General features: G+C 37.1%; 24 protein-coding genes. All 24 read left to right on the top strand.

The genetic code is table 11. The features are described 5' to 3' along the window. Positions 1-41: 41 nt before the first annotated feature. The 24 genes from J5G60_RS07280 to J5G60_RS07165 all read left to right on the top strand — a co-directional run bounded on the left by J5G60_RS07280 (position 42) and on the right by J5G60_RS07165 (position 20,994). Entirely contained in the window at positions 42-866 is an 825-nt protein-coding gene (locus tag J5G60_RS07280) for an aminotransferase class IV (RefSeq protein ID WP_150355747.1), read from the top strand. A gap of 25 nt (positions 867-891) precedes the next feature. Then, positions 892-2,820 (top strand): DUF342 domain-containing protein, encoded by a 1,929-nt coding sequence (locus J5G60_RS07275; protein WP_150355748.1) that lies wholly within the window; start codon positions 892-894, stop codon positions 2,818-2,820. A 43-nt stretch (positions 2,821-2,863) separates the two neighbouring features. Continuing rightward, the gene (locus J5G60_RS07270; RefSeq protein ID WP_150355749.1) at positions 2,864-3,310 is read left to right on the top strand and encodes a chemotaxis protein CheW; all 447 of its coding nucleotides are present in this window, start codon (positions 2,864-2,866) and stop codon (positions 3,308-3,310) included. 24 nt (positions 3,311-3,334) lie between these two features. Then, a complete protein-coding gene (locus tag J5G60_RS07265; protein ID WP_150355750.1) occupies positions 3,335-3,823 on the top strand; it encodes a chemotaxis protein CheD in 489 nt (162 codons plus the stop codon). 22 nt (positions 3,824-3,845) lie between these two features. After that, a complete protein-coding gene (locus tag J5G60_RS07260; RefSeq protein WP_150355751.1) occupies positions 3,846-4,955 on the top strand; it encodes a protein-glutamate methylesterase/protein-glutamine glutaminase in 1,110 nt (369 codons plus the stop codon). Positions 4,956-4,965: 10 nt separating this feature from the next. Continuing rightward, positions 4,966-5,733 (top strand): CheR family methyltransferase, encoded by a 768-nt coding sequence (locus tag J5G60_RS07255; protein WP_150355778.1) that lies wholly within the window; start codon positions 4,966-4,968, stop codon positions 5,731-5,733. An 11-nt stretch (positions 5,734-5,744) separates the two neighbouring features. After that, positions 5,745-7,817 (top strand): chemotaxis protein CheA, encoded by a 2,073-nt coding sequence (locus tag J5G60_RS07250; RefSeq protein WP_150355752.1) that lies wholly within the window; start codon positions 5,745-5,747, stop codon positions 7,815-7,817. Positions 7,818-7,828: 11 nt separating this feature from the next. After that, positions 7,829-8,428 carry a chemotaxis protein CheC gene (locus J5G60_RS07245; RefSeq protein ID WP_150355753.1) on the top strand — a complete coding sequence of 200 codons (600 nt, stop codon included), beginning with the start codon at positions 7,829-7,831 and terminating at the stop codon, positions 8,426-8,428. 32 nt (positions 8,429-8,460) lie between these two features. Next, complete coding sequence (locus J5G60_RS07240; RefSeq protein WP_150355754.1) at positions 8,461-8,823, top strand: response regulator; 363 nt, start codon at positions 8,461-8,463, stop codon at positions 8,821-8,823. Positions 8,824-9,007: 184 nt separating this feature from the next. After that, positions 9,008-9,409, top strand: a complete 402-nt coding sequence (locus tag J5G60_RS07235; protein ID WP_150355755.1) for a chemotaxis protein CheW — start codon at positions 9,008-9,010, stop codon at positions 9,407-9,409. A 27-nt stretch (positions 9,410-9,436) separates the two neighbouring features. Then, the gene (gene fliM, locus J5G60_RS07230; RefSeq protein ID WP_150355756.1) at positions 9,437-10,432 is read left to right on the top strand and encodes a flagellar motor switch protein FliM; all 996 of its coding nucleotides are present in this window, start codon (positions 9,437-9,439) and stop codon (positions 10,430-10,432) included. After that, complete coding sequence (gene fliY, locus J5G60_RS07225) at positions 10,425-11,642, top strand: flagellar motor switch phosphatase FliY (protein ID WP_268905679.1); 1,218 nt, start codon at positions 10,425-10,427, stop codon at positions 11,640-11,642. Before fliM ends, fliY begins: the two co-directional genes overlap by 8 nt. A 292-nt stretch (positions 11,643-11,934) precedes the next feature. Then, positions 11,935-12,210 (top strand): flagellar biosynthesis anti-sigma factor FlgM, encoded by a 276-nt coding sequence (gene flgM / locus J5G60_RS07220; protein WP_150355758.1) that lies wholly within the window; start codon positions 11,935-11,937, stop codon positions 12,208-12,210. A gap of 32 nt (positions 12,211-12,242) precedes the next feature. After that, positions 12,243-12,650 carry a flagellar export chaperone FlgN gene (gene flgN, locus J5G60_RS07215; RefSeq protein ID WP_150355759.1) on the top strand — a complete coding sequence of 136 codons (408 nt, stop codon included), beginning with the start codon at positions 12,243-12,245 and terminating at the stop codon, positions 12,648-12,650. 151 nt (positions 12,651-12,801) lie between these two features. Beyond that, positions 12,802-14,658 carry a flagellar hook-associated protein FlgK gene (gene flgK, locus J5G60_RS07210; RefSeq protein ID WP_150355760.1) on the top strand — a complete coding sequence of 619 codons (1,857 nt, stop codon included), beginning with the start codon at positions 12,802-12,804 and terminating at the stop codon, positions 14,656-14,658. Positions 14,659-14,768: 110 nt separating this feature from the next. Next, a complete protein-coding gene (locus J5G60_RS07205) occupies positions 14,769-15,122 on the top strand; it encodes a four helix bundle protein (protein WP_150355761.1) in 354 nt (117 codons plus the stop codon). 31 nt (positions 15,123-15,153) lie between these two features. Continuing rightward, a complete protein-coding gene (locus tag J5G60_RS07200) occupies positions 15,154-16,617 on the top strand; it encodes a flagellin N-terminal helical domain-containing protein (RefSeq protein ID WP_150355762.1) in 1,464 nt (487 codons plus the stop codon). Between the two features lie 116 nt (positions 16,618-16,733). Then, complete coding sequence (gene fliW / locus J5G60_RS07195; RefSeq protein ID WP_150355763.1) at positions 16,734-17,165, top strand: flagellar assembly protein FliW; 432 nt, start codon at positions 16,734-16,736, stop codon at positions 17,163-17,165. Further along, on the top strand, positions 17,166-17,381 hold the full coding sequence (csrA, locus tag J5G60_RS07190) for a carbon storage regulator CsrA (RefSeq protein ID WP_150355764.1): 216 nt from the start codon (positions 17,166-17,168) through the stop codon (positions 17,379-17,381). It begins immediately after the preceding gene. Positions 17,382-17,415: 34 nt separating this feature from the next. Further along, complete coding sequence (locus J5G60_RS07185; RefSeq protein WP_150355765.1) at positions 17,416-17,787, top strand: flagellar protein FlaG; 372 nt, start codon at positions 17,416-17,418, stop codon at positions 17,785-17,787. A 124-nt stretch (positions 17,788-17,911) separates the two neighbouring features. Further along, a complete protein-coding gene (locus tag J5G60_RS07180) occupies positions 17,912-18,214 on the top strand; it encodes a hypothetical protein (RefSeq protein ID WP_150355766.1) in 303 nt (100 codons plus the stop codon). Between the two features lie 101 nt (positions 18,215-18,315). Further along, on the top strand, positions 18,316-18,708 hold the full coding sequence (gene fliS, locus J5G60_RS07175; RefSeq protein WP_150355767.1) for a flagellar export chaperone FliS: 393 nt from the start codon (positions 18,316-18,318) through the stop codon (positions 18,706-18,708). 123 nt (positions 18,709-18,831) lie between these two features. Then, complete coding sequence (gene fliD, locus J5G60_RS07170) at positions 18,832-20,541, top strand: flagellar filament capping protein FliD (protein ID WP_150355768.1); 1,710 nt, start codon at positions 18,832-18,834, stop codon at positions 20,539-20,541. Between the two features lie 111 nt (positions 20,542-20,652). Continuing rightward, on the top strand, positions 20,653-20,994 hold the full coding sequence (locus tag J5G60_RS07165; RefSeq protein ID WP_150355769.1) for a hypothetical protein: 342 nt from the start codon (positions 20,653-20,655) through the stop codon (positions 20,992-20,994). Positions 20,995-21,145 lie beyond the last annotated feature (151 nt).

Genomic DNA, 21,145 nt, shown 5'->3' with positions numbered 1-21,145 from the left:
TAATATTAATATTTTATTAAATTTTAAAGAAGGGGTTTACAATGAGTGAATGTGTTAGTAACTTTTTTTTATACAATGATGAAATAAGAAAAAGGGAGGAATTTGAAGATAATATATTTAAAGAGGGAAAGTCCCTGTATGAAGTAATTCGAATAATAGACGGAAAACCTTTATTTTTAAAAGCTCATCTGGATAGACTGAATAATTCTTCTAATATAACAGACTTAAAACTGTGGCTCGGCAGAAGAGAAATTGTGGACAGTATCTTTAAATTGATACATATAAATGAAATTTACAGCGGCAATGTAAAGCTTATATTTAATTTTTATAAAAATAATAAGTTTTTGGCATATTTTGTAAAACACCATTATCCAACTTCAAGGGACTATGAAGTGGGGGTGAAAACCGATTTTTTTCACATTGAAAGAGAAAATCCAAATGCCAAGGTGATAAATAGGAAGTTTAAGGTCCGGGTGAATAAGAAGATAACGGAAAGCGGTATATTTGAAGCAGTACTTGTGGATGATGAAGGTAATATAACTGAAGGCAGCAAGTCCAATATATTTATGATAAAAGGTGAAAAGGTTATAACGGCACCTCTTAAAAGGGTACTGCCCGGGACTACCAGAAATATTATAATGCAGATCTGCCTTGGATTGGGATTGGAGGTACTGGAGGAAGATGTGAATTACAGGGGAATAGATAAATTTGACGCCATATTTATATCAGGCACTTCTCCCAAGGTACTTCCTGTAAAGAGCGTGGGAAATATTGAATTTAATTCTTCAAATAATAAAATACTACTTCAAATAATGGGGGCATATAACGAGAAGATAAGAAAGGATATAGAGAATTTTGTGTTTTAAATAAACAGGGGAGTGATTGTTTAAGATGAAAAAGATATTTAAGGGAGTTTCACTGGAAGACTGTTTGAAATCCGCCAGTTATGAGTTAAATAAACCCAAAGAACAGTTAAAATATAAAGTGTTAAAGCAGAAAAAATCCTTTTTTAAAAAGAAGACGGTAATTGAAGTCTTGATAGATGATGACGAAAAAGATATGGCACCTTTAAAGTCCTATGAGAATAATGGAACCATCAAAGTGGTTAAGGGGAAGATAATTGTAAAAGATCCTGCAGCGGACGGGAAACCTGCAGTAATTTGTAGAAGTAAGCATATGTCGATTTCTGTGGATGGGGCTGAAGTTGAAAAAAAGTGTGAAGTTTTTTCAAACAGCAGTATAGAAGTGACTTTTCATAAGGATGAACCCAGAAGAGAACTCAACATGCACGTGTCCTATGATAAAATGAAAGCTTACGCGGAAGTTAAATATATACCTGAAAATAAATACGCATTGAAGGATATGGAAGAAAGCCAGAAAGCCAGCTTGAAAACTGAAATATTAGAGAGTGTTTCCCCTGCTAAATACACTGTGGAAGAAATTAAAGAAGAATTATCCAATAATAAAGTAGTTTATGGTATAATAGAAGAAAATTTGAAAAAAGCTGTAGAAATTAGTGAGAGGGTTCTTGTAGCACAGGGAAAGGAACCTGTAAATGGAAAAGATGATCTAATAGAAGTGAAATTTAAAACTTTTGCAGACCTGGAAGAGGATGTGGGAGGTAATGTGGATTTTAAAAGCATAGGAGCTGTAAATGCAGTAGAAAAGGGAGATGTAATTGCAGTAAGACATGTGGGCACTAAAGGTGAAAATGGATATGATGTATACGGGAAAATAAAAAAGTTTAAAAATGGAAAGCAGTTGAAGCTCAAAGCTGGAACCGGCTGCCTTCTTAAAGATGAAAATACAGTTGAAGCAGCTGTCAGCGGAAAACCTTCTGTAAATGGGAATACTTTTTATGTCCATCAGGTCCATGAGATCAATGGCGATGTGGATCTGAGTACTGGAAATGTAAAGTATATAGGAGATATAGTTGTACACGGTGATGTAAAAGAGGGAATGGAAGTGGAGTGTGGAAATGACCTTGTCATAGACAGGGAAGTGGAGAGAGCTACTATAACTGCATTAGGCGATGTAGCTGTAGTTGGCAGTGTTGTTGCATCGAAAATATGCGGCGGAGGAGAAAATGTAACAAAGCTCCATGCTCTGGAACATCTGAAAAAATTCAATGAGAACTTGGCCAAATTAATTGAAGTGGTAAAGGAGATAAAATCCTATGATTTGCTTGGACGCGATAAAAGTGATGGAGAAATAATAAAAGTACTATTGGAAAATAAATTTAAAGTTCTTTTGAGGTTGGGTATAAATGTAATTGCAGATTTGAACACTCAAAATGAAGAGGATGGAGAAGATGAAATAGTTAGATATATAAGGACAAAACTTATGGGAATAGGACCTATAAGTATAAAAAATTATTTGGAATTAAATGAGTTGATAGATGAAATAAGTGATAAAATAAAGTATTTTGAGGATACCCTTGCGCTTCCGGTAAATGTGAGTTTATCATACTGCCAGGACTCAAATATACAGAGTTCGGGTAATGTAATAATTACAGGAAAAGGAGAATATGTATCGACTATTACAGCTAATGATTCTATTGAATTTGCAAGGGAAGGAAGTGTGGCAAGAGGAGGAATTCTAAAATCTCAGAGGGAGATCAAATGCAAGGTTGTTGGGAGTATGGCAGGAGTGTCTACAAAACTCCAGGTAGGAAGCAAGGGCCATATATGGGCTGACATAGCTTATCATAATACTGTATTTAAAGTGGGAAACAGGGAGATGGTTCTGGATTCACCAAGTAAAAGTGTACATGCTTACTTAAAGGACGGACTTATAGTAGTAGATAAATTCGTCCTGTAAAAGTCATAGATTATTTTAAAATAATTAAGGAGGATTTTTGACAATGGGCAATAAGGAAATAAAAGTGTTGATATTTAGTATAGGCGAAGAATACTATGCTACAGATATTATGGAGATAGAGAGAATTTTAGGATATGAAGAAACTACAAAATTGCCTGATTCACCTGATTTTGTGGAGGGGGTAATAAATTATGAGGGAAATATACTTCCTGTAATATCCCTTGCTAAAAAGTTTGGACTTGAATCCCAGCAGAAAAAGGATCAGGCTAAGATCATAGTTACAAAGCAGGATGAAAATAAAATAGGCGTAATAGTTGATGTAGTATCTGAAGTAAGAGATATAAATACCGATAATATAGAAGTACCACCTGAAATAATAGCGGGAATATCAAAAAGATATATCAAGGGACTTATTAAAATAGATGATAAGATAGTAATATTTTTAAATATGGCAAGGATATTGACGGAGAAGGAAAAGGAACTCATATAATTTAAATTGAAAGGTTGCATATTTATGGAGGGAAAAGAAATAAAGGTAGGAATAGCAGACATGAATACAGCCGGTTCCCCAGATAAAATTATAACCATTGGTTTGGGTTCCTGTGTGGGCATAGCACTGTATGACGATAAAATAAGTGTAGGAGGATTGGCACATATAATGCTGCCGGACAGCACTCAATTCAGCAATAAAAAGAATCCCATGAAATTTGCTGATTTGGCTATCCCTCTGCTCATAGAAAAATTGGAGAAATTAGGTGTAAATAGAAAGAACTTAAAGGCAAAAATAGCGGGAGGAGCATCCATGTTCAACTTTTCAGATAAAAGTATGATTATGGATATAGGAAATAGAAATGGAAATGCTGTAAAACATATACTAGAGGAGTACTCTATTTCCATATTGGCGGAAGATCTGGGGGGCAATAAAGGAAGAACCATGATATTTGATACTTACAATGGCAGGGTTAAGATAAAGACAGTAGGAATAGGAATAAAAGAAATTTAAAGGTTAATGGAGTGATAGCAATTTGGAGGAAATTAAGGTTTTAGTAGTAGATGATTCTGCGCTTATGAGGAAAATAATTTCGGATATGATAAACAATAATCCATCTATGGAGGTCATAGGCATTGCAAGAAATGGTGAAGATTTTTTAGACAAGCTTTCCACGAATTTTTGGAAAGGCATGCCTGATATAATAACCCTTGATGTGGAAATGCCAAAGATGGATGGTATAACTGCCCTCGGTGAGTTGAAGAAAAGAGGTATTGAAATACCTGTAATAGTTTTAAGCAGTATCTCCAAAGAAGGTACGAAGCTTACTATGGAATGCCTTGAAGCAGGTGCATTTGATTTTCTGCCAAAGCCGTCCGGCACCATATCTCTAGATATAAATAAAGTCCAAGCTGAACTCATAAAGAAAATAAAGGCAGCTTATAGAAATGTAAGCAGGATAAAAAATATACCAGATCCAGTTTATAAAGATGAAGGCCCTAAAAGGGCAGCTGCTGATTACATAAAGGCAGATCCGGGAAATGAAATGGACGGTGGAATTGAGCTCAGGAGAAATGTAGATGCCGTAGTAATAGGAGCTTCTACAGGAGGACCCAAAGCGCTGTATACAGTCATAACGCAATTCCCAAAAGACATGGGGGTGCCTGTATTTGTGGTGCAGCATATGCCTGTAGGATTCACAAAAGCTTTTGCAGAAAGACTTGATTCCAATTCAGATATAAAAGTGATGGAAGCACAGAACGGCATAGATGTAATGAAAAATACTGTTTACATAGCTCCGGGCGGATTTCACATGGAAGTCTGGAGGGACAGAAAAATACATTTAAATGAAGAACCTGCCATATGGGGGGTAAGACCTGCAGTGGATAAGTTATTTTTATCTGCTTCGAGGGTATATGGGGAGAATATCATAAGTGTGGTTTTAACTGGCATGGGAAGAGACGGTGCAAATGGAACCGTTGAGATCAAGAAAAGTGGTGGAATCACCATAGCAGAAGATGAATCCACCTGTACTATTTACGGCATGCCTAAGGCAGCTTATGCCACCGGCAAGGTAGATTTGGTCCTGCCCATAGATAAAATAGCAGACGAAATTTTAAAGATAATAAAGCTCGGCAGGAGGTAGACTTATGGTTGTGGATATGGATTATTTTGAAAAATGGGTTCTGAGGGAATTCAATATAAATCTGTCTGCCTACAAACCAAATCAGCTGCACAGGCGGATAAACAGTCTTATGTCCAGGGTTGGAGTGAAAACCATAGAGGATTATATAGCGCTTTTAAAAGTGGATAGGATGCAGAGGCAGAAATTCCTGGATTTCATAACTATAAATGTATCTGAATTTTTCAGAAATCCAGAGATATTTGAGGAGCTTAAAATCAAGTTAAAAGGAGATCTGCTTTCTCGAAATAACTATTTGAAGATATGGAGTGCAGCATGTTCCATCGGAGCTGAACCCTATTCGGTGGCCATCTATTTAGATGAACTGAGCCCCGGGGGAAGGCATAAAATAATTGCAACAGATATAGACAGTACTATAATTGAGAGGGCCAAAAAGGGTGAATATGTTTCATCGGAAATAAAAAATGTAAAAAGGGAATATTTAAATAAGTATTTCACATTAAAGGACGATAAATATATTATAAGTGATAAGATAAAAAATCTGGTTACCTTCAAAAAACACGACTTGATATTGGATAGCTATGAAGACAATTTTGACTTGATAATATGCAGAAATGTGGTGATATATTTTAATCAGGACATAAAAGATAAAATATATAAAAAATTTAGTCAATCCCTGAAAAAAGGGGGACTGCTGTTTGTTGGAGCTACTGAAAGCATCTATAATTACAGGGACTATGGTTTTGAGAAGGCATCTACCTTTATGTACAGAAAGCTATAAGGAGGGGGAAAATGGATACATCACAGTATATGGCTATGTTTCTTGAGGAAGCAATGGATAATTTACAGACACTTAATGATTCGCTGCTTCAGCTTGAACAGGAACCGGATAATATAGATAAGGTGAATGAAATTTTTAGGGTTGCACATACCATAAAGGGAATGGCAGCTACCATGGGATTTAATGAAGTGGCGGAATTGACTCATAAGATGGAGGACGTATTGTCTGAATTCAGAGACGGCCAACTTAAGGTTACGCAAGATGTAGTAACGGTATTGTTTAAATGCCTGGATACCCTTGAGCAGATGATAAAAAATATAGAAGATGAAGTAGATGAAGAAGTGCCTATTGAAGGCATTATAGAGGAACTTGAAAAGATTTCGGGAAATCCTCAAGAAGCATCCGCCGGCAGGGAAAATGTGGGAGCTGAAGACAATAAAACAGACAGTGAAGTAGAAGCCAAAGACATAGACAATTCTTCTGTAAAATTGAACGAATATGATATAAATGTGGTTAAACAGGCAAAGGATAAGGGCTTTAATGCCTATGAGATAAAAATCAACCTCAGCGAGAGTACACTGCTGAAGTCGGCCAGAGCTTTTCTGATATTTAAAAATTTGGAGGAGATCGGGGAGATAATAAAGTCCATCCCCGGTACAGAAGATATAGAAAGTGAGAACTTTGAATTTGAAATACAGCTTGTTTTTCTGACTAAAAGTGATGAAGAAAAAGTTTATAATACCTTGAAAAATATATCCGAAGTGGAAAGTGTGGATATAGAAAATGTGGATATAAAATCGGTAAAGGCGAAAAAAGTTAAGGAAGATGCGGCCAAGGAAAGCGAGATAAAAGCTAAAGTTAAAAGTCAGGCTGAAAATATAAAGCCCAAACCTGCTGCTGCGGACACTAAGAAAAAGGAGAGCAAAAAAACTTCAAAAAAGGAAAATCACAAGAAGATCCATCAGTCTGTGAGAGTGGATTTGGAAAGATTGGACAAGTTCATGAACATGGTGTCTGAGCTGGTTATAAATAGGACAAGACTTGAGCAGATAAGCAGCAACTACAAATTGACGGAATTGAATGAAACTCTGGAGCAGGTTGCGAGGACCACTTCTGATCTCCAGGATCTGGTAATGAAAATCAGGATGCTGCCGCTGGACACAGTATTTAACAGATTTCCCAGGATGATAAGGGATTTATCCGTTGAACTGGATAAGGAAATGGAACTTATAATTCAGGGAGCAGACACGGAACTTGACAGGACAGTAATAGATGAAATAGGAGAGCCCCTTATCCACCTCATCAGAAATGCAGCGGATCATGGTATAGAACCTAAAGAAGAGAGAATTGCAAAGGGAAAGGATCCCGTGGGAAAGATAAAACTCATTGCCTATCAGGAAGGGACCAAGGCGGTGATAAAAGTAGAAGATGACGGAGGCGGAATACCTGTAGACAAGGTTCGGGAAAAAGCAGAGGATATGGGTATAAATACCGATGGGATGTCGGACAGTGATATAAAAAATCTGATATTCATGCAGGGCTTCAGCACCAATAAGGAAGTAACTGATATTTCAGGCAGGGGAGTTGGCATGGATGTAGTAAAGACCAAAATATCCTCTCTCGGGGGAACCGTAGATCTCATAAGTGAAAAAGACAAGGGTTCTTCCTTTATAATAAGGCTGCCTCTCACGCTGCAGATAATTCAGGTACTGCTTATAGGGGCGGGAAATGAGACCATGGCCATATCGCTTGGATATGTAGATAGAGTTATAGATTACAGCGATGATATGGTTAAAATGACAAGCAACCGGGAGGTTATAATATATAATGGAAATGTTATACCGCTTATAAGGCTGTACGAGAAACTGGGAATTGAAAAATCGGACAGCAAGAAGAAATATATTGTTATAGTTAAAGTAGGAGAGAAAACTGTAGGACTCATGGTGGATTCACTTTTGGGGCAGAGAGAAATTGTAATAAAACCTCTTGGAAAAACACTACAGAACCTGAAAGAATACATGGGGGCAACAATACTTGGTGATGGACTTGTAACACTTATATTAGATGTTGCTTACCTAGTATGAGGAGGATAGGTATGAATTATAAGGAGCTCACTCCTATACAGCTGGATGCACTGAAAGAAGTTGGCAATATAGGTACAGGAAACGCTGCTACAGCTCTTTCCCAGCTTTTGAATAAAAAAGTTGACATGACTGTACCTTCTATAAATGTTGTGCCCTTTGAGGACATCTTCCAGAGTATAGGAGGAGATGAAATAGTTGTAGGGGTAATAGTCAGAATACTGGGTGATGCACCTGGAAATATACTATTTATATTTGAAAAGAATACTGCACTGGATCTCATATACATGCTTACGAGCCAGAAAAAAGAGTATATTGATGAGATGGGAAATTCCGTTGTATGTGAAGTTGGAAATATAATAGCCAGTTCTTATATGAATTCCATGGCTAAATTTACAGGATTGTATGTTATACCTTCTGTACCTGCAGTTACCTGTGACATGCTGGGGGCCATACTTTCAACTACATTTATAGAATCAGGACAGTTTGATGATTATGTCATTGATATAGAAACACTGCTTATGCAAAATAACAGCAAGGTGAGCGGGCATTTTTATTATATTCCTGTGCCCGGATCTCTTGAAAAAATTTTAAATGCTTTAGGAATAGGATAATAACAGTAGTATATAATTTTGGAGGGAAAAAAATGGCTAAAATATTAATTGTGGATGACGCTGCATTTATGAGGATGATGATAAAGGATATATTGGAGAAAAACGGATTTGAAGTGATAGGAGAGGCAAACAATGGTATAAAAGCTGTGGAATTATATAAAAAGGAAAGACCTGATGTAGTGACAATGGATATAACAATGCCGGATATGGATGGTATTGAGGCCGTAAAGGCCATAAAGGCTTTGGATCCAAGCGCCAAAATAATAATGTGTTCCGCGATGGGACAGCAGACCATGGTTATGGATGCAATAAAAGCTGGTGCGAGAGATTTTATTGTAAAGCCATTTCAACCGGATAGAGTACTGGAGGCAATAAGTAAAGTTGTGAATTCATAGTAAGATGTAAAATTAAAGTTAAAATTTCACAACCAATATAAAGGTAATATAATTTATAACGAAATATTTTAGTAGTATTAAATTCAATGTTAAACTTTGTTAAAATACGTATAAAACTGTGACTTTGATATGCCAGCTTACAAGTACATAGTTTATGTATCCATATGCGCATGGAGGTGTAGATATGCAGGTTGTTATATTTAGATTGAATAACGAGCAATTTGCTGTGGAAACAGCTAAGGTTCAAAGTATAAATGATGCAATGGAAATAACGAGGGTCCCCAAGGCACCGGCCTACATAAAAGGGCTTATAAATTTAAGGGGAAATGTAATATCACTTTTGGATATAAATCTTTTAATGGACATTCCCAAGAGTGACAAGAGTGAAAACAATATAATAATACTGGAAATGGAAGATGAACTGGTAGGTGTAACTGTAGATCAGGTGGATGAAGTTTTGGATCTAGAAGAAAATGTTATTGAGAAGATAAATGATGAAAGAAAAAAAGCCTATATAGAGGGAATAGTAAATCTTGAAAATAGAGTAGTTACACTAATCGATATAGACAAGCTTCTTTCAAATTAGAATTTTCACGAGAAATGAGGGAAGAGAATGGCAGATGTATTATCACAGAATGAGATAGATGCCCTTTTAGCTGCCTTGTCTGCAGGAGAACTTACTCCTGATGAAGTGCCTAAAGAAGAGGAAAAGCAAAAAGTAAAGCCCTATGATTTTAGAAGTCCGCAGAAGTTTTCTAAGGATCATATAAGAACTCTGGAACTTATTCACGACAACTATGCCAGAATAATTTCAAACTATTTGACTGCACAGGTAAGAAGTAATGTAAAAGTAAAACTGGAATCAGTACAGCAGATAACCTATGAGGAGTTTATTCACTCTGTGCCAAATCCTACTGTACTTACCATATTTAAAATGCCGCCTTTAAGCGGCTCCGTGCTGTTTGAAATAAATCCGCAGTTCGTATTTGAAATTATAGATCTCCTCCTGGGGGGAAGTGGAACGGGTAAGTATAAAGCCAGGGAATTCACAGATATAGATAAAAATATTATAAAAGTGGTGAATGCAGGACTTATATCCAATTTAAAACTGGCCTGGGAAGATGTAATGTCGGTGGAGACAGAAGTAGAGGGAATTGAGACGAATCCCGCATTAAATCAAACTCTTGCACCTAATGATCCCGTGGCGCTTATAACTTTTTCTGTGGAAATGGGTAAAAGCAATACTTTCATAAATATATGCATTCCCTATCTGAGTATAGAGAAGGTATTGGATAAGCTGGTGGTACAGTACTGGTTTCAGGACAGCGATGAGGATGTAGTAAATGAGTCCAGAGAAAAGCTCAGAAAGAGGCTCAATATAGTTGAAATGCAGCTTTCTGCCGTACTTGGAACTGCCAGACTCACAGTGGAGGAATTTTTGAATCTGAATATAGGAGATGTGATTACCTTAAATGAAAACACTAAAAGTCCTATAAAGATGATGGTAGAAGACAAGGTATATTGTTATGGAAAGCCTGGCATAATAGGGAAAAACATGGGCGTTGAGATACTAGATATTATAAGTAAGGATGTGGAAAATTATGAATGATGGGAATGGGTTTCTTTCACAGGAAGAAATAGATGCACTTTTAAACGGAGGAGACAATAAGAAAGATAAAGAAAATAAAGCAGATCCGGCGTCAGAAACTGGCTCCCAGGATACCTCCGAATTGTCGGATGTAGAAAAAGATCTGTTGGGGGAAATAGGAAATATATCCATGGGATCTGCATCCACAGCGCTTTCTACAATAATAAACCAGCAGGTGAATATAACTACTCCCGTGGTGACTTTGACCACTTTGAAAAAATTGAGAAATGAGTTTGAAATTCCCAATATTGCGCTGGAAGTTCAGTATACCAAAGGAATAGTAGGTGAAAACCTTCTTGTGATGAAAGTGACAGATGCAGCTGTTATAGCAGATCTCATGATGGGAAACAGCGGTGAACTGGATGGAAAGAAATCTGAACTCAGTGAAATAGAGGTAAGTGCGGTATCTGAAGCCATGAATCAGATGATAGGTTCTGCAGCCACTTCCATGGCCACCATGTTTATGAGAGAGGTGAATATATCCCCTCCTAAATCAAAAATATGGACGGATCTCACAGAGCCGCTGTCCGAGGGAATAGGTGACGAGGAATCTGTGATCAAGGTGTCCTTTTCACTTAAAATAGGTAAATTAGTAGACAGCCATATAATGCAGCTGTTTCCTCTGGCAACTGCAAAAAAAATAGTTTCCATAATGATGGGTCAGGAAGGAGAGGAGGAAGCAGCAGCTGAATCCAAAGCCAAAGCAGTTGAAAACAAAAGTGAAGCACCTTCTGGTGATGCTGTTTCACAGGCCGCAGCAGCTTCTTCCGTTCCGCCGCAGCAGAGCAGTGCACCTTCCGGCAGCGGCATAAATGAAAAGCCTATAGAAACAAGTGCGGTTAAGAAACAGGTACCGGTGCAGCAGGCGGCATTTCAACCCCTTGGCAAACCTAAAACCGTGGAGAATGTGCCCAGAAATATAGATCTGATATTGGACGTGCCGCTTGAGATATCGGTAGTGCTTGGAAGAACCAAAAAGAATATCAAGGACATATTGAATCTTGGTACGGGATCTCTGGTAGAACTGGATAAACTGGCCGAGGAGCCTGTGGAGATACTGGTAAACGGAAAGAAGATAGCTTACGGCGAAGTCGTAGTAGTGGATGAAAATTTCGGTGTGAGGATAACGGGTATTGTGAGCAACGAGGAGAGGATCAAATCCCTGAAATAGGTTTTATTACAGTTGAGAGTTGAGAGTGAAGAGTTGATGGTTTTGGTTGGTTTTCAGTTTCTGCTGAAAATCTTCATTTTCTGTTGGCTCTTCAATTTTGATATTAGTAACCTTTAATGGGAATTATAATTGAATTGATATATAGCGTTAAAGTGGGAATTTAAGGGGACTTTGGTCCTAAAATAACATGTTTATCTTTTATCCAAAGTATAAACCTTAAATATATATACCCGATAATATTATTAATGACAAAGAACATTTGGAGTCGTTGAATTTAAGGGAGTGTATTTATATGAAGATTAATGGGATCATTTTGAACCAGGCATTGAATATCTACGGGGGAAATAAGAAAGAGCACGTGACAATTAAAAATATGGATAAAAAGGATTCCATTGAAATTTCGTCTGCAGGAAAAAGTTTGAGTTCTTATTCTCCTGAGGATAAATTCATAAGTTCTGAAGAAAAAATAGAAAGTATAAGAAAGGCTGTGGAAAACGGAACCTATAATGTAGATAAAAAATTGGTGGCATCTAGAATTTTAGATGCCATGAAGGGGAAAATATTATAGTTCTCCCCATAATTCTATGGAGGTGAGATGCGGTGTCACTGCAGTTGATGAACATAATGGAAAACGAGTATTCAGTTTTAAAAGAACTTCTTAAGGCCCTGGAGGATCAAAATCAGTACCTTTTAAAAAGAGAAGTGTTTAAACTGGATAAAATAGTGAAAGTACTGGAGGAGAAGAGCAAAACCGTAGCTTTCTGGGAAGTGGAAAGAAGAAAAATTACAGACAAAAGACCTATGAGAGAAGTTATTGCAGAATCCAAGGATGAAAATATGAAAAAAACCTATGAAAATATAGTGGAATTACTCAGAAAAATGCAGCTGCAAAAGGATACAAACGAGGCCCTTATAAAACAGTGGCTTGTATTTACCAACCAGATGCTCAGGGCACTCAATCCAGCCAGAAAAGCAGTTACCTACAACGCACTGGGAAAGAGCAGATAGTTTAGCAATGTACAATGCATAATTGAGAGTTAACAATTGATAATGGACAATTAACAGTTAATGATGAAATTTTTAATTCTATTAAAAATTTCTACCTAAAATTGTCAACTGTCAATTGAAAATTGTAAATTGGAAAAAAGGAGTTGATTAAATGCCGGGATTGTTTTCAATATTCAATACAGCAAAGAGCGGGCTTTTTTCGCAGCAGACGGCAATAAATGTGACATCTCACAATATAGCAAATGCAAATACAGACGGGTACTCCAGGCAGAGGGCGGATCTTGTAACCACCCCGCCCTATACCATGCCCAGCATGAACAGTCCAGCTAGCGCAGGACAGCTGGGAACAGGAGTGACGGTGGCCTCTATAGATAGAATAAGGGACATTTTTCTGGACTACCAGGTAAGGGTGCAGATGGGTGTAAGCGGCCAGTATACAGCTAAGGATAAATATCTGACTCAGGTGGAAAATGCCCTGAACGAACCTACGGATACTGGAATTTCCTCGCTTATACAGCAGTTTTTTAGTTCATGGCAGGACCTGTCAGGCTCCACAGAAAATACAAGCACCGTTGCCCAGCAGGCTTATCAGCTGACTAACAGCATAAACAGCACTTATTCACAGCTTACAAGTATCAAGGACAATACAAATACCGAGATAAAAAACCTGGTGGTGGACATAAACGGCATGCTGTCCCAGATATCCAAATTGAACCAGCAGATTAAAGATGTCAAGATATCCGGACAGAACCCCAATGATCTCATGGACAGCAGGGATCTTCTCCTGGATCAATTGAGCAGTGAATTTGGCATAACCATCAACCAGAGATCTCTGGACGGCATTGACGTCACCACCTCAAGCGATGGAGTCGATGGTACAGCACCTATTGGAACTGACGGTAATCCGCTCAATATAGTCCAGTCCGATAATCCGGACAGTTATGATGTAGCCAGTTTTTCTTATATAAATAGCATAGATCCTAACTCAGTCGATGCCAGCGGAAACGGTACTTATACTGTTGTATATTACAAGAAAGGGGATACTCTTACGGATGCTAACAATAAAGTTACACTTACAGTCACTATGACAGCAGATGAGGCAAAGCAACTGGATGAGAGCAGGGTGCTCTGGGCCGACAGTACTGGTATGGCTTATAAGGATACAAATGGAGATAATAAAATTGCTACAGACGGAAAAAAGCTTGATGGCACTGAACCTGTGGATTTTAAGCAGCTTATGCTTTTCAAGCCGCCTACGGGTGAGTTAAAGGGATATATGGCTGTACAGCAGAATGTGGATGATTATCAAGATACGCTGAATAAATTTGCTAAGGCACTTGCTCTTTCCGTAAATTCCATAATAAGCCAGAGCAGCACTTGGGTTGCAGATGGAGACAATGCTGGGTCTCATGAAGGCGGCATAAACAATTTCTTTGTAAATGCAGATCCTGCATCTTCCACTTATGGTGCTGATGATGAAAAGAACATAAATGCTGGGAACATAACAGTAAATGTGGCCATCTTAAATGATCCTTCAAAAATAAAAACTGCCACCAAATACGATTCAAAGGGAAATTCCCTCAATGACAGTACCGATGGAAACAGGGCCGCAGCAATAGCACAGCTGGCAAACAGTCTTATGAATATACAAAGTGTGACTTCAACTTCAACTAGAGATGAATTGGTTGAAGACATATTTTCCACAAATGACAAGTTGAACAATGTGTATTCTGTAGGAAGCGTGACGGGAGGCTCCACTATTGACAATTACTTTGATGATCTGGTGAACAAAGTTGGCATGCAGGAGCAGGAGGCAAAAACTCAGGTGAGCAATGAAGCCACCCAGCTCGCCAACTATACCCAGTCAAGGGAATCTGTATCAGGGGTTTCCATGGATGAGGAGATGACAAATCTCATACAATTCCAGCACTGCTACCAGGCAAATGCAAAGATGATATCGACAATTGATGAACTTTTGGATGTAGTGGTAAATGGACTTAAAAAATAGTTATACAATGGATAACTGACAATTGACAATGCACAATGGACAGTTAAAGGAATATTTATTTGAAATGTGGAGATATTTTAAATAAATATTATTGTTCGAGGAGTTAAAGTATGAGTTTGAATGTAATAGAGAAAAAATCCTTTCAGTTTTCCATTGATATAGTGCATTTGTATAAAAAACTATGTGAAGAAAGAAGAGAATATATTTTATTTAGGCAATTTCTTAAGTCGGGAACCAGTATAGGTGCAAATGTTAAAGAGGCGTTAAGCGGCCAATCGAAGAGAGACTTTCTTTCTAAAATGAATATAGCATTGAAAGAAGCAAATGAAACGGAATACTGGATTGAATTGCTGATTAGCACAGGTTATATAAATAAAGAGAATTCTATATTGTGTAAATGCAAAGAGTTATGTAAGATACTAAATTCCATAGTTAAGACTACAAAAAATAATTGTGAATCGTGAATTGTTAATTAAAGAAAGGGGTGTGTGATTTTTGAGAGTAACAAATAAATTATTGTCGAATAATTTTCTTTCAGATATGCAGAGAAATCTTACAAATTTAAGTAAAATTCAAACGCAGATGTCTTCCATGAAGAATTTCTCGAAGCCTTCGGATGATCCCATAAATGTGCAGAGAGCAATGCAGCTTCAGACTTCAATAGATTACAATGCCCAGTATGCCGTGAATATAAAAGCTGCCCAGGGATGGATGCAGACCACGGATACAGCTCTTGTTCAGCTCAATACTGTGCTTACAAAGATAAGAAACAACCTGGAGAAGGGCGGCGGAGATGGAGGCTATACCCAGGATGAAATGGATAAGATCAACGATGAAGTAAATCAGGAGGTATCACAGATTGCACAGCTTTTAAATACAAACTTCAAGGGAGAGTATGTATTCGGGGGTACTGCAGGGCTTTCAAAACCTGTAAGTACTTCAACTTATGATATAATCCGCAGCACGGATGTTTATAAAGGCTGTGTCAGAATAGATTATTCAGATAAAGATGGGAATACGGTAGATTATCTCCCTGATGTGGTGTCAGATGGATTTGATAAAGACCAGTGGACAAGTGGAAATATAAAGCTTGATCTTTTTGAAAGTGATGGAACAACTGTTGATAAAGAAATAACGACGTTAAATGCCAAAAGCTTGGATGGAGGAGATCCTGAAAACATAGATGATGCAGTTAAAAATTTAAATGCTCAAATACAGTCCAATCCTGATTTCAGGGATAAAGTAAATGTTGTGAAAACCAATGACGGCAATATAAAATTTCTGGCTGTAAATAGTAGTGAAATCATAAAAATAAGCAGTACTGATATTGATAATTTATCAGGGGTCAATGGCAAGCAGCTTTCCAGCATGGATCTGGAAAACATAGGAGCTTCCAAAAATATAGAGGTATCCCAGGGAGTTGTTCTGGATTACAATACCACAGCGGTGGATGTGATGAAATATGGTTCCGGGGATAATGATGATATAAGACTTTTGATGGACAGGATAGAACATCATATGGCGGGACAGGTATGGGACTGTAAAGATGCTGAGGGGAATAAAATAAAGGCAACTGATGAAGGGGCAACGCCACTATTGAATGCTGATGGAGATATAGAAAAAGATGCTGATGGAGATGATATTTACTATACATGGGTTAACAATCAGGATAAGGCTAAAGAGCAACTTACAAATCAGGATCTTATAGATATAGATGCAGCTTCGAAGCAGGTGCTCAAGGTGGATTCCCAGATAGGCGCCAAGGAAAAGAGAATGGATGGATTATCGGATCAAAACTCTTCTTCTAAAGTGGACATGACTGACATACTCTCAAAAACAGAGGATATAGATATATCGGAAAAAACCATAGAATATGCAACCATGATAACAATCTATCAGGCATGCCTTCAGACTGGAGCCAGGATAATGCAGCCTACGCTTATGGACTATATCAGTTAAAAGTTAATAGTTAATAGTTAAAAGTTCAGGAAGAAATTTTTTAACTCCGTTAAAAAATTTCCACCATTACTATATACTGTACACTATACACTCTTAACTAAATAAAGGATGATAATATGGAATTAAAGACAAAGTATCACGGTGTGAAACATTATGATGAAAAAGATATAATAACCTTTAAAAAGGGTATTCCCGGATTGGAGCACTTAAAAAAATACATAATATTTCCTGCAGAAGAAAATGAAATGTTTTATGTACTCCAATCCATAGAGGATTTAGCCATAGGTATTATTCTCGTTTCACCATTTAATGTAGTAGGGGGTTATGAATTCAAATTAGACGAGGATAAAAGGCAAGAACTGGGCATAAGAAGTTATGAGGATATGCTGGTTTTGAATACGGTGACTCTCAGTTCGAAAATAGAAAATATAACAGCAAATCTAAAGGCTCCGCTGATTATAAATATAAATAAAAAAATTGGGGAACAAATAATACTGGATAATTCAGATTATCCCATAAAATACCCACTTTTTGAGGAGGGAGCATGATTGCTGGTTATAAGCAGAAAAAAGGGAGAATCCTTTTTAATTGGTGATAATATAGAAGTAACTGTTTCAAAAATAGAGGAAGGTACAGTGAAGCTTTCTATATCCGCACCTAAAAATGTAACTATACTTAGAAAAGAACTGTATGATGAGGTAAAAAAGGAAAATAGGGATGCAGCAGCTTCAGATATGAATCTGCTTAAAAAATTAAAAAAATAAATTCAGGTGCAAAATAAATAAAGAGGTGTTTAGCATGGAAGTTACAGGTATGGGTCAAGGAGGACAGCTGCCTTTAAAATTAAGCACAGGTACATCTGGAACAACTGCCGGAGTTTACAATAATGAAGTTTCAGAACTTCTGCAGAATAGGACAGTACAAAAGGTCAATCAGGAAAATATAACTGTAAAAAATGCGAAGGATGCAGCAGATGAAGCAAATAAAATAATGAATGAAAATCAGACTCATCTAAAATTTGAAATCTACGGTAGATTCAAGGATATTGTAGTACAAGTGCTTGATGATGACACCAACGAAGTTATAAAGGAAGTACCACCTAAAAAAATACTGGATATGGTTGAGAAGTTTTGTGAAATGTCAGGATTTTTTATGGACGAAAAAGCTTAATTCAATACACAATTTACAATGCACAGTGTACAATTGACGAAGGAATTTTTAATTTCATTAAAAATTCCAACCTGAATTGTGAATTGTGAACTGACAATTGTGAATTGAAAAAGGGGGTGTTGTTATGGAATTCAAGTTAAATAAGATAGACCCTGAAGTGAGGCGTAGAGTAAAGGAAACTACCAGTGCCGATAAAGTCCATAATAAAAGAAAGATATTTATAGACAATAATAACAAGAATAAAGGGAAAAAAGAGCAGGGAAATTTTGAAACAGAACTTGGAAAATATAAGCAGGGAAAAAACAAAAAGAAAATAGTAGTAAAGGCTACCAGGGTGGAAGAAGTAAAAGTCGATGCCTTTAGAGAGGAAAAAAATTCAACTTCAAAAGTGGACAACAGGGGAAGTATTATAGATGTTAAAAAATGAGTTGATAGTTGAAAATTGAAATTGGAGAGTAAAGAAAGATTTTCTAACGAAACTCTCAAATTTCCACTCTCCACTTTCAACTAAATAAGGGGGGAATTAGCATGTATACTGCTAATGCTTATAATACCTATAAAACCAACAGTGTAAATTTTGCTTCCAAGGATCAGCTGCTTCTGATGCTGGTGGATGGAGGAGCTAAATTTGCGAAAATAGGCAAGCAGGCAATAATGGATAAAGATGTTAAGAAAGCACACGAGAATATAGTTAAAGCTGAAAATGTATTTTATGAACTGATGTCAACGCTTGATGTGAAAAAGGCAGGAAACTGGGGACAGTCCCTAATGGCCGTATATGACTTCATAGTTAGAAAACTTACGGATGCAAATATAAAAAAAGATGCAGCAATAATGGATGAGGTAATTCCAATTATAGAAAATGTAAAGGACACCTGGGAGCAGGCTTACAGGATTTCAAAGACAGGGAAGAACAATTGAAAATTCACAGAGCACAATGCACAATTAATGAAGAAATTTTTTAATTTCATTAAAAAATTTTAACCAAAATTGTGAAATGTGAATTGGCCAAAGATTGTCAATTGAATAAAGGGAGGTATAAATATGGCAGACAGTACAAGCAGCATGCCTGTGGGTGCAACAGGTGCCGGCGGCGGGAACATGCTGAGGATTACAGGACTGAACACGGGGCTTGACATAGATGCAATGGTAAAAAAAATGCTGACGGCAGACCAGACAAAAATAGATCAGGCAAAACAGCAGCAGCAGTTAATACAATGGAGGCAGGAAGCCTACCAGAGCATAATAAAGGACGTAAAGGATTTACAGAGCACCTATTTCGATATAACAAATAGTACGAGTTATTTACTGTCTTCAAACAGCTATAACAATATGACAGCATCAAGTTCCGATGCCACTACAGTAAGTGGAAAAGCATCAGCAACAGCTACAGCAGGGAATTATAAGATATTGATAAAACAGCTGGCATCAGCTGCAAATTTAACTGGCTCGCAAATAAGTGCACAATCAGGCAGTGCTACTAAACTAAGTGATCTTGGGATTAGTGGTAATATTTCACTTGCTTTGGACTATAATAATGGGGGCACTGCAGGAAGTAAAACTGTTACATTTACTGCAACGGATTCATCAACCATACAGGATCTGGAGGACGCCATTAAAAATCAGACAGGGGGAGCTGTTACTGCAAAATTCAATGAACTGACAGGACAGTTTTCAATTCAGACTTCAACGACTGGAAGCAGCTCAACGATTTCTGTTACTGACAACAATGGTGTTTTAAGTAAGCTTGGAATAACAGATAAAACAGGAACTGGTAATGATGCCCTGGTTGCTATAAAAGAACCAGGTTCAAGCAGTTATATAGTGAGCAGGCAGAGTTCAAATAATTTTACTGTAAATGGAGTAACATACAGTATTTCAGATGTGAATTCTACAAATTCCGATATATCTAAAGATAAGGTAGGTCAGAGTGTAGTTGTTGATGCTGTAGCAGATAGTCCTGTAAGCATATCTGTAACTCAGGACACTTCAAAAGTACATGACCTTATTACAAATTTCATAGATAAATACAATAACTTGGTTGGAGAAATACAGGACAAACTCAGCGAGAAAAAGGACTATGATTATGCTCCTCTTACAGATGCGCAGAAAGAGGAAATGAGTGATACTGATATAACCAACTGGGAGAACAAGGCCAAGGAAGGTATACTTAGAAATGATGACAACTTGCAGCAGCTTTTAGATAACCTCACAAGTGCTTTTAATACTCCGGTTGTGGACAGCAGTGGCAAAAGTGTATCCACAATTTATTTTGGAAGCATAGGTGACAATGCACTGGGAATTGATACTTCAGATGACTATAGTGAAGGGGCAAAGCTGAGCATTACAGATGAGCAGAAGTTTACAGATGCTCTTAACAATCATGCAGATGAGATAATGAAGCTTTTTACTACTACTTCCGATAGTACAGATGCTACTGACAAATTCAATCAGTCAGGGATATTCCAGAGAATAAGTGACATAATAGACAAGAATGTGGGAGTAATAGGAACTACGCTGAACAGCGGCACACTTACAAAATATGCTAATCTTCAGGACGATTATAGTGTAACAGGAGGATCAGGAACAGGTACACTTCCGGATCAGATATATCAGCAGCAGCTTCTCATAAACACGTTAACCGACAGGATGAATGATGACCAGACAAAATACTACAATCAGTTTACACAGCTGGAAGTGGCCATGGAACAGCTCAATGCACAGCAGTCCACGCTTTCACTGTACCTGGGGTAAGAACAGTTAAAAGTTGAAAATTAATGAAGAAATTTTTTAACAGAGTTAAAAAATTTTCACCATAACTCTATACTATTAATTTTACACTCTTAACTGAAATAGAGGTGTGATATGAAAAGAACTGTTGAAGAGATATTGACCGATTATAAGAAATGTACGGAAGATATTGTAGAAATACTTAAAAAAGATGATTTTGATGATCTTCAGGATAAAATGAAAATAAGACAGTGCATCTTAAATGAACTCATTTCTAACAATGACAGAAAGGTTGAATCCAAAAAAGTTTATGAGAAACTAAATATAAGGGAAGTTGAAAATGAAGCAGGCAGACTCATGAAAGAGAAAGCTTTATTTATAAAAGGAAAACTCAATAACATATCCAGAAACAAAACTGCCAGCAGTGCCTATGGCAATGTCGGGAGTGGGGCGAAAATATTCAGCAGAAAAATATAAAAAGGTATAAAGGCGGACTGGATGAAGTCGATAATTAAGTGAAAGATGATATGAGTTAAGAATGTATAGTGAATAGTTAAGAGTAAATGAAGGAATTTTTTGATGAATCAAAAAATTTCAACCAATACTATATATTATTAATTTTATATTC

Source organism: Clostridium sp. HV4-5-A1G, assembly GCF_900184915.1.
Classification (GTDB): domain Bacteria; phylum Bacillota; class Clostridia; order Clostridiales; family Clostridiaceae; genus Clostridium_B; species Clostridium_B aromativorans.
This window is presented reverse-complemented; position numbering and strand designations above follow the sequence as displayed.